This is a genomic window from Spirulina major PCC 6313, from assembly GCF_001890765.1.
GTDB lineage: Bacteria > Cyanobacteriota > Cyanobacteriia > Cyanobacteriales > Spirulinaceae > Spirulina > Spirulina major.
The window spans coordinates 2801590-2817567 of record NZ_KV878783.1 but is presented as its reverse complement, the minus strand read 5'-3'; the positions used below and the strand labels follow the sequence as shown (position 1 = coordinate 2817567).

The window sequence follows — 15978 nt, the reverse complement described above, 5'->3', positions numbered from 1 at the left end:
AACCCCTCAGATTCGTCTGGGGGGTTTTGGGCGTGATGAATCATAATCCAAGCAACAGGAACGAAATTTTGGCCCATTTTTTATAATTAGGATGATCATCCCAGTCAAGAGCAAATTATGGTTCAAGAACTGCAACGCTCGAAAATTGTCTACCCGGATAGTGATGGTTTACCCATGTCGGATAACACCCTACAGTTTCATTGGATTGTCACGATCAAAGAAAATTTAGAACTATTGTTTGCGGATGATCCGAATGTATTTGTCGCGGGGGATTTGTTGTGGTATCCCATGGAAGGGGATAATCGCACTCGTCGCGCTCCGGATGTGATGGTGGCGCTCGGTCGCCCGAAAGGGTATCGCGGGTCTTATAAACAATGGGAAGAAGGTGCGATCGCGCCCCAAGTGGTCTTTGAGATTTTATCCCCAGGGAATCGCTTGGGAGAAATGGCGAAAAAGTGGGAGTTTTATCACCAGTTTGGAGTCAGTGAATATTATCTCTACGATCCGGATCATAATGATTTAACGGGATGGCAACGGCACGAGGAAGCATTTACCGTCATTCCAGAACTGAACGGTTGGGAAAGTCCCCTCTTGAAAATCCGCTTTGAAATCACATCCGAGACGCTACATATTTATAAGCCCAATGGCGATTTATTTTTAAGTTATGTGGAATTAGGGAAGTTGGCTGAAACGGCTAAGGCTGAAGCGGAAACCGCCAAGGCTGAAGCGGAAACCGCCCAAGCTGAAGCGAAAACGTCCAAGGCTGAGGCTGAAACGGCCAAGGCGGAACTGGAGCAATTAAAACAGGCTCAACAGGGCGCGATCGCACATCTGCGCACCCTCGGACTCACCCCCGAACAAATCGCCCAAACCCTATCATTACCTCTTGAAGATGTGACGTGAAGAGAAGGCGAAAGCGATCACTTCATCCTATGAAAAAGGGGGTGCGATCGCACCCCCTTTTTCAACTAGTTAACGAGCGATTACGCTAACGCGGCTTGGCGTTCTTTGGTTTCCTTGATCACTTCTTCGGCCACGTTGGCAGGACAGGGGGCGTAATGGGCGAAGATCATTGAGAATTGACCACGGCCGGAGGTCATCGTGCGCAGGTCGCCGATGTAGCCAAACATTTCGCTGAGGGGCACATCCGCTTTGATGCGAACCCCAATGGTGCCAGCATCTTGGGACTTGATTAGGCCCCGACGACGGTTGAGGTCGCCGATCACATCACCCATGTAGTCATCGGGGGTGAACACATCCACGGCCATGATCGGCTCTAGGAGTTGGGGGCCTGCTTTGGGGAGAGATTGACGGTAGGCAGCGCGGGCGGCGATTTCAAAGGCGATCGCCGAAGAATCCACCGCGTGATAAGCTCCATCGGTCAACGTCACCTTCAAGTCCACACAGGGGAATCCAGCCAACGGCCCTTGCTCAATACTGGACGCAAAACCCTTTTGCACCGCTGGCCAAAATTCGCGGGGTACATTCCCCCCGGTGACCTTCGATTCAAACTGGAAGCCACTGCCCACTTCGCCCGGCTCCAGAATGTAATCGATCTTGCCGTACTGACCTGAACCCCCAGACTGTTTCTTGTGGGTGTAGCTGTCTTCGAGGCGCTTGGTGATCGATTCGCGGTAAGCCACTTGGGGTTTGCCCACTTCCACTTCCACACCGTGGGTACGCTTGAGAATGTCCACCTTAATATCTAGGTGCAATTCTCCCATCCCCTTGAGAATGGTTTCGCCGCTTTCTTGGTCGGTTTCCACATGGAAAGAGGGATCTTCCTGCACCATCTTGCTGAGGGCCATCCCCATTTTTTCGTCAGCGCCTTTTTTCTTCGGCTTGACAGCAATGGAAATCACCGGTTCCGGGAAAACCATTGGTTCCAGGGTGGCGGGGTTTTTCGGATCACAGAGGGTGTGGCCCGTTTGGGTGCTTTTCATTCCCACCAGCGCAACGATGTCCCCAGCGTGGGCAGACTCAATCTCCTCGCGGGTATCGGCGTGCATTTCCACCATCCGACTGATCCGCTCGGATTTACCCGTGGCGGTGTTGAGGATGGTGTCACCTTTGGCTAACATCCCGGAATAGATGCGGGTAAAGGTGAGAGCGCCGAAGCGATCGTCCATGATTTTGAAGGCGAGGGCCCGGAGGGGCGCATCAAAATCAGCTTTGGCGTATTCGCCGGTTTCGTTGCCTTCGAGGTCAACAATGGGCTGCGGATTGACTTCGAGGGGGTTGGGGAGATAGTCCACAACAGCATCGAGGACGAGTTGTACCCCTTTGTTTTTGAAGGAAGAACCGCAATAGGTGGGGAAAAAGGCTAGATCACGGGTTCCTTTGCGGATGCAGGTTTTGATCGTGTCGATGTCAATTTCCTCGCCTTCGAGGTATTTTTCCATGACCTCGTCGTCTTGTTCAACGGCGAGTTCGATCAGGGCTTCGCGGTAGGTGGCGACATCATCGGCCATGTCAGCGGGAATGTCTTGGATCGTGTAGTTCAACGGATCACCGGAGTCATCCCATACCCAGGCTTTCTCGGTGAGGAGATCCACAACACCGACGAAAGCGTTTTCGATCCCGATGGGGAGGGTCATAACGAGGGGCTGTGCGCCAAGAATGTCTTTGACTTGTTTGACGACGCTATAGAAGTCTGCGCCCGTGCGGTCAAGCTTGTTGACGTAGATGATCCGCGAAACTTTGGAGTCGTTGGCGTAGCGCCAGTTGGTTTCTGATTGGGGTTCAACCCCACCAGAGCCACAAAACACACCCACACCACCATCGAGCACTTTCAGGGAGCGGTAGACTTCGATGGTGAAGTCCACGTGTCCGGGGGTGTCGATGATGTTGAGTTGGTGTTCTTTCCAAAAACAGGTGGTGGCGGCGGATTGAATGGTGATCCCGCGTTCTTGTTCCTGTTCCATGAAGTCAGTGGTTGCCGCCCCTTCATGAACTTCGCCGATTTTGTGGATTTTGCCTGTTAGTTTAAGAATGCGTTCTGTGGTGGTGGTTTTGCCGGCATCAACGTGGGCAAAAATGCCGATGTTCCGATAGCGGGTAATGTCTTTCTTCATATCTACGTTCTTCTAGTTTGAGTGCGACAACCGTTCGTGACTACCTTGAATAGGGGTACTCTAGAGAAATTGGTTAACCGTCTCTAGACCCTCGCTGACTGACTGTAGACACCGTGGAGGGGATCAAACGTCAGTTTGACCGCAAGGGTGATAACGATAATTCTTGAACAATTGTAAAGCGTTTCAGTACCAACATTGTAGATGGGATGGGATTTGACTGGGAATGGGGGGCGATCGCACTCTTCCTTGCTGTCAGTTCAGGGCTCGTGATATCCCCCCAGGAGGTGTTGTGATCTGAATTTGTTGACGGTCGTGATCTGACAGCAAAATCATGAACTTTTGTAGCGTTTTTTGAAAAAATAATGGTCAAGACCGGGGGGTAAACGGGAATCTAGGGCAGGAGTGCGATCGCTCAACTCCTCGGTTTTTAAGGGTTTGAGTCTTTTCGTGTCCTGGTGTCGATGTCCGTAAATTCCCATAGCTCATTTTCCGCAGTTTGGCGAAGAGCGATAGAGTAAATGTATGGAAAACACCGGGCGTAACATCCGAAATCAAGGATGCCGGCCTTGGGGTTAATAGAGAACGAGATGGAAGTGCGAGCTTCTACGCTCTCGGTTTTTGGTGTGAATTGTTGGTGTGTTCTTCGCGGGGAGTGAGAATGAATATGTTTGGTTTTAACGCAACGAAAAAACAATGGCAATGGATGGGTGCGATGCTCATCGCTGTGCTGGGTCAAGGGTTGCTGCTGGATGTGGCAGGGGCTGAGGTGGTGAAGGCGATGGATGAGACAAGCCACGCGATCCAGCTTGCCCAAACTACCCAAACTACCCAGCCTGAGCCGGAATCGATGTCTGCATCGTCGTTGTTGCAAGATGGTATTCATGCCTATGGTGTCGCGACGCAGCGGGATCAATTGGCGCAAGATTATTTGGTGTTTACGGTGGATGATGGGCAAGTGCGGGGGGCGATTTACCGGCCCCGTTCGGAATATGCCTGCTTTACGGGACAGGTGACGGAGGATGCGCTGGAGTTGGCGATCGCAATTCCGGATCATCCTGATACGTCGAGCTATGCGATCGCCCTGGATACCCCACCGACGGAAGTCGCGGGCAAAGTGCAGCGGCAAGTGACGTTACAGGGTTTCCACGCCTTCACCACCGTCAGCGATCTAGAACAGAGCCTCCTTGAAGCCTGCGCCAGCAACTAGCCCATCGCTGTATCTGACCCATGGCATCGCCAGAGTAACGCATCGAAACCCCTCCAAAGAGGGGTTTCTTCACTTCAACGGGATACGGTACATTAAAATCCACAGTCCGGCTAGCGTCATGAGTCATGGATAAACAACAGCAACTCCCTCCCACTACCGCCATCATTGAAGACCACGCCCTCCACGCCACAACAGATAAGTGGTTTGAATATGTCGTCCGCGTTCATCCCCACCATACCGATTATGGCGGCATTGTTTGGCATGGGGCCTATGTGGCTTGGATGGAAGAGGCGCGGGTGGAATGTTTGCGATCGCTCGGCATCAACTTCGCGGATCTGGTGGGGGTGGGGTGTGATTTACCTGTGGTGGAAATGTCTCTGCGGTATCATCGCTCCCTGCGCATGGGCGAGGTGGCCATGGTCAAAACCCGCATGATGGAAATGAAAGGCGTGCGGATCAACTGGGCCTATCAAATTCAAAATTTAGACACCAACGAACTCTGTGTATCGGCCTTTGTGACCCTCGTGGCTATGGATCGGGACAAGGGCAAAATTATGCGCCGATTACCCCCAGCGATGCGCGACGCTTTAGTGAAGTTCTCGAAACAATAGAACCACGCAACTCGATAAGATGAGGAAGCCGCGATCGCCCAGCGTTTCGCCACGGCATCCCAGCAGTTTAAGCTCATTTTTTGACCGGATGGTATCAGTGCAATCTTCAGATCATCTCTCGCGTACTCCCCTGTTTGACCTCATGACCGCGCAAAATGCCCGCTTTACTGCCTTTGCGGGCTGGGAAATGCCGGTACAGTTTACCGGACTCAAGCAGGAACATGAAGCCGTGCGTACCCAGGTTGGGATGTTCGATATTTCCCACATGGGCAAATTCCTCTGGCAGGGTCAAACTGCCCGCCAACAGTTACAGCGGCTCGTGCCGTCGGATTTAAATCGCCTAACACCAGGATTAGCACAATATACGGTGTTGCTCAATCCGGACGGCGGCATTATTGATGATGTCATTATCTATTACCAAGGCACGACGGCAGACGGTGCTGAACAGGGGGTGATCATCGTCAATGCGGCGACGCGATCGCAGGATTACGCCTGGATCACCGAACACCTCAGCGGCAGCCCCGTCACCCTTGAGGATGTCTCTGGGGATCGGGTCTTAATTGCCGTCCAAGGGCCGGAGGCGATCGCCACCCTGCAACCCCTAATCAAAGCCGATTTAACCGCCATTCCTAGCTTCGGCCATTGCCAAACCGAAATCTTAGACGGAGCCGCCTTTATCGCCCGCACCGGCTACACGGGCGAAGATGGCTTTGAAGTGATGGTGGATATTCCCACCGGCCAAGCCCTCTGGCAGGCTCTCGCTGCTGCCGGCGTTGCACCCTGCGGCCTCGGCGCACGGGATACCCTCCGCCTCGAAGCCGCCATGGCCCTCTACGGCCAAGACATTACCGAAACCACCACCCCCCTCGAAGCCGGTCTCGCCTGGTTGGTACATCTCGACAGCAATCCTGACTTTATCGGGCGGGACGTGCTCGCGGCACAAAAGGCGGCAGGAGTGGAGCGGCGTTTGGTGGGGCTGGAAATGGCCGGGCGACATATTGCCCGCCATGATTACCCCGTGGTTGTGGCGGGGGAAACGGTGGGGGTTGTCACCAGCGGCACGTTGTCCCCCACCTTGGGGAAAGCGATCGCCCTCGCCTACGTGCCGAAAGCCCTCACCAAGCCGGGCAATACCGTTAACGTGGAAATTCGGGGTAAATCCTACCCCGCAACAGTGGTGAAAAAACCGTTTTATCGCTCCCCCCATCGCCGCTAGCATTAGCATAATTCCGGGATTTGTCTCCCCCAAATTAACGTGATTCAACAGTTTTGAATGTTAATACTCAGGGTGCGTAAACTTTAGTTGCACCCGCTCGATCTCTAGGGTGAAGGTGCTACATTAGTAATTGAAGCAGGTGATGCTTCCCTGACAGATAAAACAGTCAAGGTTCTATCCACTAGTAAAATGAGGTTAAACATATTCATTTTCTATCTGTCTCGTTGAATCGACCAAAGAGTAATCCAACATTGCAGACAATCTTCCTCAAATAGTGAACAGAGAGCAATGCTTAGGCTGAGTTTTCGGCGTAATGTATCTCTAAACAGTATCCACATTGAGATTAGGAAGTACGTGTTGCAGAACCGGATTGCTCTTTTGGCTATGAGACCTTAAAAATGCTCCCGTACACCTCAGATCGATTCGGCGCGGCTTCTCTTCATAACCGCACCGAGTCAAGTCCCTTCATATCTCCAAGCGCAACCTAATCCATTACCTTGGCGCAGACGATCCACTATTCCCCGGTTTGGACGCGCCAGAGGTTGGCGTAGATCCCGTTGAGGGCGACTAACTCATCATGATCGCCCTGTTCCACGAGGCGGCCCTGTTCCATCACATAAATGCGATCGGCGTGGCGGATTGTGGAAAGGCGGTGGGCGATCGCGATCGTGGTGCGGTTTTGGGTGATGTGGGCCAGGGCGCGACTGATGGCGGCCTCGGTTTCGTTATCCACGGCGGAGGTGGCTTCATCGAGGATTAGGATCGGCGGATTTTTCAAGATGGCGCGGGCGATCGCTAACCGTTGCCGCTGTCCCCCCGATAGTTTTTGCCCCCGTTCCCCCACGATCGTCTCGTAGCCCTGGGGCAATTGCTGAATAAACTCCTCCGCTTCGGCCAACTTCGCCGCCTCGCACACTTCCCCAAACGTCGCATCCGGACTCCCGTAGGCAATATTGTCCCGCACCGTGCCATGGAACAAAAACACATCCTGGCTCACGAGGCCGATCGCCCCCCGCAGATCATGAAGGTGAATGGCGCGAATATCGAGACCGTCAATCGTAATCATGCCCGACTGGATTTCGTAGAACCGTAGCAGGAGCTTCACCAGGGTACTTTTTCCCGACCCTGTTGATCCGGCAATGCCGATGGTCTGACCCGCCGGAATCGTCAGGGTAAGCTGATCGATGATGGGGTAATCGACCTGGTAGCCGAACGTGACTTGATCGAACTGAATCGTACCGTCCACGCGGGGTAGGGGTTGGTTTCCGGAGGCAATCCGAATCGGCGTATCGAGCAAGCTCATCACCCGTTGCGTGGATGCCATCGCCCGCTGATATTGATCCAAGGTTTGGCCCAATCGCGTCAAGGGCCACAGCAGCCGCTGGGTCATGAACACCAAGACGCTGTAAGTTCCCACCGCTAGCCGCCCCTCCACGGTTTCCATCCCCCCGATCAACAGCGTCGCCGTAAAGCCACCCAAAATCACCAACCGAATCAACGGCACAAAAGCCGCACTGAGGGCGATCGCATGGCGATTACTTTGGCGATAGGCTTCACTTTCCATGGCCAAGCGATCCAATTCATAGGCTTCCGTGGTGAAACTTTTAATCGTCGTAATCCCGCTGAGATTATTCGCCAACCGCCCACTTAACAGGCTCACTTTTTCCCGCACTTTGGCGTAGCGCGGCGCGAGTTTTTTCTGAAATGCGATCGAGCCGACAATAATAATCGGAATCGGGATCATCGTCATCCAGGCCACCGTTGGCGCAAGGATTAAAAACCCCGCACTAATCACAATCACCGTAGTGGTCACTTGCAGGATTTCATTGGCCCCAATATCTAAAAATCGCTCCAACTGGTTAATGTCATCATTCAAAATCGCCATTAACCCGCCCGTACTGCTGTCCTCAAAAAAGCTCATCTCCAACTCTTGAACATGGCCATAGGTTTCGAGGCGCAAATCGTGCTGCATATTTTGGGCTAAATTGCGCCAGAGCCGCTCATAGGCATATTCAAACAGGGATTCCAACCCCCAAATCACCGCCGACAAAATCGTTAAAATCAACAATTGCGTAAAGGTGTCGCGCACTCCCCAGCGGGCAATCAGGGAATCCTGTTGTTTTATCACCACATCCACCGCCGCCCCGATCAAGACCGGCGGCGCGAGGTCAAAGACTTTGTTAAGAACTGAGGCGGCGGTAGCTTGCCAGATCAGCAGGCGATAGCGCTGGCTATAGTGCAGCAGGCGTTGGAGGGGATGAAGAGGAGCGGCAGTCACGATAATTACGCAGGTAAATCCTGTTTACTGTAGCGTTAAGACTGGCAGTTTTGGGTGGGAGGGTGATGCGATCGCGCCCTAGGAGCATCAACTGGGCATCAGCGGCATCACCCTTTCTCTCATCATCAGCCCTTCGTGAATTAGATTTTTCTTACCGGATTTCTGAGGTGAAATTTCTGCTCCTTCCCTGTCCTGAAAGAATGTCTAAAAAGTGGGATGACCCCTTTTCAGAATGGGTATTAAGACGGTGAAATGTTCCAGATCAATGTTGCCACTGACCCACCCGATAATGAGTAGGTGAATGATTTTCCAGACCACTGAACGTTGAACATTTGTGATTCACTACTGGGATTCAGTGCCAATAAAACTAATGAGCCATCAGGATTTTGAAAAGCAACATTTTCAAGTCTTCCTGCAAATGAATTTGATTCAATTCGGTATGCCCCCGGATCGACAAACTTACTAATATGCCCAAGGACATAGTATTCCACTTCTTTCGCAATAGACCCTGTATTGCTATTAATCGTCACCACTCCTCTACAATCCTGACATCCTCCATTTTTAGGGCCATTATTTTCGTCAAGGGCTAGATTCCAAAGCAGCACAGTTTTAGCCCAGTTTCGAGTCGCTCCAATAGTAAGATACTTGGTTTGCCATGATAAGTTTTTTCCAAAATCTCGTTCCCAACCCCCTCCTGAACATTCTGTGAAATACACGTCCTTATCAGGATGGGAATTGTGGACAATGGTTTGATTACTGACATCGCCTGCATAACAGTGAAATGCCGAACCTGCAATGTAATCTCTGACCTCAGGTTGATTGAGTATGGATATGGGGTAGTTGGGCTCATCCCAGTTGTGATCCCAGATGAGTATTTTGGTTTTTATGTTATTCGATAAAAAACTAGGGCCAAGCGAGTCTTTAATGAACCGTGCCATGTCGCCGGACTCAAACCTCATAGTAGGATAATCAGATTCATGATGAGGCTCATTTTGGACAGAAATTGCATAGATGGGAATGCCATAGGATTCATAGGATTGGATAAATTTCGTAAAATAGTCTGCATAAGCAGTATAAAATTGAGGCTTTAATATTCCACGATTTAATCCACCATTTGGCTCTGTTTTTTTGCTGTGAATTGGAATAATTTGATCGTGACCTGTTTGTTGATTATGTTCAAGATGCCAAGCTTGATTTGAATTGCCAGTACAGTCCCACTGTTGGATATTTCCACCATCATTTTCTGACCAGTTTTGTACATCTAGGCATTTTTTGCTATGGGCAGAAATAATCTGATAGTGACCTGTTTGTTGATTATGTTCAAGATGCCAAGCTTGATTTGAATTGCCAGTACAGTCCCACTGTTGGATATTTCCACCATCATTTTCTGACCAGTCTTGTACATCTAGACACTTTTTACTATGGGCAGAAATAATCTGATCGTGACCTGTTTGTTGATTTTTTTCGAGTTGCCAAGCTTGATTTGAATTGCCAGTACAATCCCACTGTTGTATATTTCCACCATCATTTTCTGACCAGTCTTGTACATCCAGACACTTATTTGTACGAGTGGTTTTCATCCAACCTGGCGCACTCCATGGCGATCCCATGACTTTCATCGCTGGATTGACTTGTTTGATTTGCTGAAGAGTGGGGATGATATATGCAGTGTCATGTTGTATCGAAAAATCACTAAGGTCGAGATCTGGAAAACCGTTGTGATCGTTATATGTATAATTGCTCAGAGCAAAATCTGATGCTCCCATAGGCAGGCGAAGAATGTTTAACCCAATTCCATCATCGGATTCAAAGAGATTATTTAATAAGGCGTTGCGTTGAGTGGGTGATAATTTATTCGCAATGAGCCAAGCAGAGGAATCAGTTAATGCGGCCCCAAAGCCATCCATTTGTTGATATTTTGTGTTGGGGTTGAGATTAATGGTTAAAGGGCTGGGCTGTTTTTTTGAGGTGAAGGAGATGTCATCTTGTGGTTGCAATAATTGATGTTGATCGGGGGTTGTTATCCATGAATGAACTGTTATGCTCTTGGCGGATACGTTGCTAGTTAAGGTGAGGGAGGTTGTGATCAAAAACAATAGAGTTAAGATGGCTCCATAAATGTGCTTTCGTTTGAAAAATCTATGATTCATAGCATTTTTTTGAAGGATATCAAAAATAGTTGACTAGATACGAATGTATGTTGTTCCGCTAGTTGTTTAGGGGGAAGTCGATAATGAGCCATGGCTGTCAACTTCAAGGTTTTTCAGATGACCAAGGTACGAGCAATGGGGGTGCATCCCAACTTATTGCAGATTCAGACTGATTGCCATCTAGTGCCCTCATTCCCAGCCCCCCCCTTCGGCTTCGCTCAGGGCAAGCCTTCGACAAGCTCAGGGCATCGCTTCTCCCGCAGGAGAAGGGAGCTAAAAGCCCTCTCCTGCGGTCTACCGCTTATACACAAACTGCTCAAAGTCCCCCTTTTAAAAGGGGATTTAGGGGGATCGATCGCAACGTAGGCCAACATTTGAACGTTATGCATAAGCAGTGGCCTGCGGGAGAGGGTTGGGTGAGGGGTTGAGGGGTTGCACAAATTATGGGTCAGGGCGAAAAGGGTTACACAACATAAATACTCCCTCGCACGCCTCCATTGAGTGGCATCGATGAAAATGGTGATTTTCGTCCTGTTCTTGTCACATTTTCTATAATGAAACCATTGTCCTGTGTTGCCTTAATCCGGGTATGACCGCGCCGCAAATTTATCAATCGGACGACATTCAACAGATTTTGCAATTAGCGATCGCCCGCAACGATCGCGAGGGTGAATTCACACGCACCCAACTCCTCGAAATCGCCGAAGAACTTGAGATTCCCCTCACCTGCCTCGAAGCCGCTGAACAAGATTGGCGTTTATCTCGCCTCGAAACCGAAAAACGCCAAGAGTTCGACCGCTACCGCTTCGCCCAATTTCGCCATAAAGCCGTGAAATATATGATTCTCGCGGGCTTTTTTATGAGTCTGGATTTGCTCAGTGGCGGCGGGTTGGGCTGGTCGCGGTATTTGGTGGTGGTGTTGGTGACCTTGAGTGTGTTGGGCGGTTGGAAAATTTTTCAACCCAAAGGCCCCGCCTATGAGCGCGAACTGGCTCAATGGGAGAGTCGCCGCCAACTGCAACAGACCCTCAACACGGCATGGCAGTCAATTCGATCCTTTTTTCGGGGTTAGCGTCGCGCCACCATGCCCACGGAAATCGCCCAAACAGCGGACTTTTCCCAGATCCGCTACGCCCAATGTTGGGAAGATGCGGATTTGTTGCTGGCGGCGTTGGAGGTGCAGCCGGATCACACTTGCCTGTCCATCGCATCGGCGGGGGATAATACCCTGGCGTTGTTGAGTCGGGGGCCAAAACGAGCGATCGCTGTCGATCTCAATCCGGCTCAGTTGGCCTGTTTAGCCCTGCGGGTGGCGGCCTATCGGCGGTTAGACTATGGGGAACTGTTGCAGTTTTTGGGGTCGCGATCGGGAACGGCGGCCCAGCGGTGGGCGTGGTATCAACGCTGTCGGGGGGATCTCGCGGCGGATGTGCAAGGGTTTTGGGATCGGCGGCGATGGTTGATTGGGGCGGGGTTTGGGACGGTGGGGAAGTTTGAGCGATATTTGGCGCGGTTTCGCTGCTACCTATTGCCCTTGTTGCAGAATGAGGGGGCGATCGCATCCCTCCTCACCCCCAAATCCCCCGCCGACCGTCAACAGTTTTACGATCGCACCTGGAATCATTGGCGTTGGCGTTGGGGATTTAACCTCTTTTTTTCTCAACCACTGATCGGACGCTGGGGGCGCGATCCCAGCTTTTTTCGCTACGTGGACGGCAACCCCACCCCCCAACTCGCCGCCCAACTGCGCCACGCCCTCACCACCCTTGATCCGGCCCTGAATCCCTATCTGCAATGGATACTCACGGGCGAACACCGCACCGCCCTCCCCTACGCCCTCCGCCCGGAACAGTTCGAGCCGATCCGCGCCCACCTCGATCGCCTCGAATGGCATTGCTGCGCCGTGGAAGAATATCTAGATCGCCCCGATTGCCCCCCGATTGATCGCTTCAACCTCAGCAATATTTTTGAATATATGTCAGCGGCAAACCACGCCCGCACCTTGGCGCAAATTGCGGCTCGGAGTCAACTAGGGGGACGCTGGGCCTATTGGAATTTGTTTGTGCCGCGCCGCTGTCCGCCGGCACTGTACGATCACATTACGCCCCGCTTTGATTTGAGCAATGCGTTAAAAGGGAGCGATCGCGCCTTCTTCTACCGTGATTTCGTCGTCGAATCTCGGAGCACTTTAGCAGAGGAAGGGCGGTAGTCCATCTCTGGCCAGAGCGATCGAATTTCCTGCGCTTGGGTTGCTGCATTAAGACTAGCGGTTCTCTACAATGCGTATTCTCCTGCAACCACTAAACAGGGTTCACAGGCTAGTCTTTTGCTGGGGTTGCATCACTGGGATGCTTCCCATATCAACATAGTGTGAGACCGAAGCTGACCCATGACTTAAAAACGCCTCTTTTAGGAGCGATTGAAACCCTCAATGCGTTTCAGGCTGGACAGTTTGGCACGATCAACACCGCTCAACAACGGGCGATCGCCATTATGATCCGCAGCCATCGCATGACCTTGCAACTGGTCGAAATGCTGATGGATATTTACCGGAATGATCTGAATGGGTTACAACTCCACCGCAGCATTGTGAATCTCACGAATATTGCGGAAGAGGTGATTTTGCAATTAACCCCCCTCGCAACGTCTCGACAAGTTCATTTATGTCTGCGTCAAGGTGACTCTGATTTTCGCCAAGCCTATTGGATTAATGGGGATGCGTTTCAGCTACACCGCGTGTTTAATAATTTAATTACGAATGCGATTCACCATTCTCTACGCGGGCGAAAAGTAGAGATTTTTATTGCTCTTAAAAACAATGTTTATCAGGTGCAAATATTAGATGAAGGACAGGGCATCTCTGAGCATGATTTACCCCATTTATTTGAGCGGTTTTATCAAGGGAACGGCGATCGCCAAGCGAAAGGGGCGGGTTTAGGGCTTTACCTCAGTCGTCAGATTATTGAAGCCCATGGCGGTAAAATATGGGCAGAGCAGCGATCGCCTCGCGGGGCTGTTGTTGCCTTTTGGGTGCCGATCGAATTGTGATGTTTCTCATCCTTTGCCGAGCTTCACCCTCAAATCATGCCCTGGTGTTATGGATAGTTTCCGATGTCGCTCTCGCCAATCCGAATTCTTTTGGTTGAAGATGATGAACTGTTCCGGTTAGGGTTGGTGACCCGGCTCACCCAGGAACCTAGTTTAGAGATTGTGGCTGAGGCCGAAGATGGGGAAACGGCGATCGCCTTTGTTCATCAACAGGTTTTTGACATGGTGATTTTAGATGTGGGGTTGCCGGGTATTGGCGGTATCGAAACCTGCCGCCAAATTAAACAACTTCAGCCCAAATTGCCTATTTTAATTCTCACGTCTCATTCCCAGCCTACCTTGATTAACCGTTTAATTGAAGCCCAGGCCCAGGGCTATTGTGTCAAGGGGGTGGCCGCCGAAGTTCTCATCTTGGCAATTCGATCGGTGGCAGTGGGGGCATCGTGGTGGGATGAGATCGCGTCCCAGGAAATTCAATCGGTGTTTCAGCAAGCATCCCCCCTTGTGACTGAGGAGTCATCAACGGCGGCGACGAATCCTTTAACGAAACGAGAACAGGAAATTTTGTCCTTAGTCGCCCATGGCAAGAGCAATCGGGAGATTGCTGATGCTCTTTATATTGCGCCTGGAACGGTGCGTGTTCATGTCCATACGATTTTGCAAAAATTAGAGGTGCGCGATCGCACCCAGGCTGCGATCTGGGCCATTCAAATGGGGTTGCTTCCACCGGGTGAAACTCCCTCAAAATAAAGCTGGTGATTCGGGGTGATTTCTGGTGGGGTGGATCACCGGGATGGCTCTTGAGCAGAATGCCAGAAACCCTCTGAATTCAGAGGGTTTCTGGCTTGAGTTGCTATTGATGCTATCCAGTGAATTCGCTGGGGTTCACCTGATTCGGGATGAGCGGGAGCGGTTCAGGCGCGATCGCCCTTAGTCGCGGTACACCTCATCGAGGACGGAACCGTCGGGGCGCAGCAGTTGCACATGGAGGGGCATTTGGCCCGCCGCATGGGTGGAGCAACTGAGGCAGGGGTCAAAGCAGCGGATTCCGGCTTCGACGCGGTTAAGCATGCCTTCGGGGATTTCGTTGCCGTGGATGTAGTGTTTGGCGATTTGGGTGACGGTTTGGTTCATCGCCAGGTTGTTTTGGCCTGTGGCGATGATTAGGTTGACCTTTTCGAGGAGGCCGTTTTCGTCTACTTGGTAGTGGTGGAAGAGGGTTCCCCGTGGGGCTTCGCTGACCCCGATGCCCACGGTTTGATTGATGTCAGCTTTGGCACGAACGCGATCGCTCATCATATCCGGGTCATCCATGAGACGCTGAACTCGTTCTAAGCAGGCCAGGATTTCCAAGAGGCGAGCGTAGTGATAGAGAAAGGAGGAGGTAGCGATCGCCCCGGCCCGTTGACGGAATTCGGCGAGTTCGGCATCGGCTTCGGGGGTTCCGAAGCGATCGCAATTGTTCACCCGCGCCAAGGGGCCAACGCGATAGATGCCGTCAGGATAGCCCAGGGGCTTGTAGTAGGGGAATTTCAGATAGGACCAATGTTCAACAGCTTCGCCTAAATAGTCTTGGTAATCGTCTTCGCTGAGGCCATCGGCGATGATGTTGCCCTCGCTGTCTTTGAAGCGGATCGCGCCGCCGTAATGTTCCCAATCGCCGTTGGGGGCGACGAGGCTCATAAAGAGGGAAGGAAATTTGCCGAACTGTTCGGTTTCGGTGTGGAAGCGATCGAGGAGGTCTTTGAAGATCCGCAGGGCGGTGCGGGTGGTGTCGAGGGATTCCGGGAGGCGATCGCAAATCCATTGGCGACCTTCTGCGGAGAGGGGCGATCGTACCCCCCCCGGAACCGTCCAGGCGGCGTGAATTTTCCGCGCCCCTAATTTTTCAATCACCGTCTGGCCAAACTGCCGCAGCCGAATCCCCGCCCGCGCCAAGTCCGGATCAGCGGCAATCAGCCCAAACACATTCCGCTTCGCCGGGTCACTATCCCAACCGAGGAGAAAATCCGGGCTGCTGAGGTGGAAAAATGAAAGGGCATGGGATTGAATAATCTGCCCCAAATTCATCAGGCGGCGGAGTTTTTCCCCAGCGATCGGCACTTGCACCGCGAGGAGTTTATCGCCCGTTTTCGCGGCGGCGAGTAAATGACTCACGGGACAAATGCCGCAAATTCGCGCCGTGATCCCCGCCATTTCGGTAAAGGGCCGACCTTCGCAAAATTTTTCAAAGCCGCGATATTCCACCACATGGAATCGCGCATTTTCAACTTCGCCCGCATCATCGAGAAAGATCGAGATTTTGGCGTGACCTTCAATGCGAGTGACGGGATCAATAACAACTGTTTTAGCCATGGTCTTTGTGGGGAGAATAGGTGAATAGGAGAGTCAAGA

At 51.7% G+C, this 15978-nt stretch carries 12 protein-coding genes and 1 pseudogene; 8 read left to right on the top strand and 5 right to left on the bottom strand.

Annotated elements, in window-relative coordinates:
* Positions 1-117 precede the first annotated feature (117 nt).
* Complete coding sequence (locus tag SPI6313_RS12375; protein WP_072621275.1) at positions 118-903, top strand: Uma2 family endonuclease; 786 nt, start codon at positions 118-120, stop codon at positions 901-903.
* Positions 904-983: 80 nt separating this feature from the next.
* Here SPI6313_RS12375 and fusA read toward each other — a convergent pair whose 3' ends face one another.
* Together fusA and SPI6313_RS23565 are read right to left on the bottom strand one after the other, a co-directional pair.
* Complete coding sequence (gene fusA, locus SPI6313_RS12370) at positions 984-3074, bottom strand: elongation factor G (RefSeq protein WP_072621274.1); 2091 nt, start codon at positions 3072-3074, stop codon at positions 984-986.
* A gap of 329 nt (positions 3075-3403) precedes the next feature.
* Positions 3404-3553 (bottom strand): hypothetical protein, encoded by a 150-nt coding sequence (locus SPI6313_RS23565; protein ID WP_175551130.1) that lies wholly within the window; start codon positions 3551-3553, stop codon positions 3404-3406.
* 185 nt (positions 3554-3738) lie between these two features.
* Here SPI6313_RS23565 and SPI6313_RS12365 point away from each other — a divergent pair, with 185 nt between their 5' ends.
* The 3 genes from SPI6313_RS12365 to gcvT all read left to right on the top strand — a co-directional run bounded on the left by SPI6313_RS12365 (position 3739) and on the right by gcvT (position 6108).
* On the top strand, positions 3739-4281 hold the full coding sequence (locus tag SPI6313_RS12365; protein WP_139276631.1) for a hypothetical protein: 543 nt from the start codon (positions 3739-3741) through the stop codon (positions 4279-4281).
* 125 nt (positions 4282-4406) lie between these two features.
* Positions 4407-4892: an acyl-CoA thioesterase gene (locus SPI6313_RS12360; RefSeq protein WP_072621272.1), complete on the top strand. Its 486-nt coding sequence runs from the start codon at positions 4407-4409 to the stop codon at positions 4890-4892.
* Positions 4893-4980: 88 nt separating this feature from the next.
* The gene (gene gcvT / locus SPI6313_RS12355; RefSeq protein WP_072621271.1) at positions 4981-6108 is read left to right on the top strand and encodes a glycine cleavage system aminomethyltransferase GcvT; all 1128 of its coding nucleotides are present in this window, start codon (positions 4981-4983) and stop codon (positions 6106-6108) included.
* Between the two features lie 514 nt (positions 6109-6622).
* Here gcvT and SPI6313_RS12350 read toward each other — a convergent pair.
* A complete protein-coding gene (locus SPI6313_RS12350) occupies positions 6623-8386 on the bottom strand; it encodes an ABC transporter ATP-binding protein (protein WP_217650591.1) in 1764 nt (587 codons plus the stop codon).
* Between the two features lie 239 nt (positions 8387-8625).
* Positions 8626-10536 carry an RICIN domain-containing protein gene (locus SPI6313_RS24025; protein ID WP_072621269.1) on the bottom strand — a complete coding sequence of 637 codons (1911 nt, stop codon included), beginning with the start codon at positions 10534-10536 and terminating at the stop codon, positions 8626-8628.
* A 589-nt stretch (positions 10537-11125) separates the two neighbouring features.
* Here SPI6313_RS24025 and SPI6313_RS12340 point away from each other — a divergent pair.
* The 4 genes and pseudogenes from SPI6313_RS12340 to SPI6313_RS12325 all read left to right on the top strand — a co-directional run bounded on the left by SPI6313_RS12340 (position 11126) and on the right by SPI6313_RS12325 (position 14334).
* Positions 11126-11608 (top strand): 2TM domain-containing protein, encoded by a 483-nt coding sequence (locus SPI6313_RS12340; protein WP_072621268.1) that lies wholly within the window; start codon positions 11126-11128, stop codon positions 11606-11608.
* Positions 11609-11620: 12 nt separating this feature from the next.
* Positions 11621-12745: a BtaA family protein gene (locus tag SPI6313_RS12335; protein ID WP_072621267.1), complete on the top strand. Its 1125-nt coding sequence runs from the start codon at positions 11621-11623 to the stop codon at positions 12743-12745.
* Between the two features lie 173 nt (positions 12746-12918).
* Positions 12919-13584, top strand: a pseudogene (locus SPI6313_RS12330) (sensor histidine kinase); the annotation flags it as partial.
* 63 nt (positions 13585-13647) lie between these two features.
* On the top strand, positions 13648-14334 hold the full coding sequence (locus tag SPI6313_RS12325) for a response regulator (RefSeq protein ID WP_072621266.1): 687 nt from the start codon (positions 13648-13650) through the stop codon (positions 14332-14334).
* A gap of 180 nt (positions 14335-14514) precedes the next feature.
* Here the strand turns inward: SPI6313_RS12325 and SPI6313_RS12320 are convergent, their stop codons facing one another.
* On the bottom strand, positions 14515-15939 hold the full coding sequence (locus SPI6313_RS12320) for a Ni/Fe hydrogenase subunit alpha (RefSeq protein WP_072621265.1): 1425 nt from the start codon (positions 15937-15939) through the stop codon (positions 14515-14517).
* Between the last annotated feature and the right edge of the window lie 39 nt (positions 15940-15978).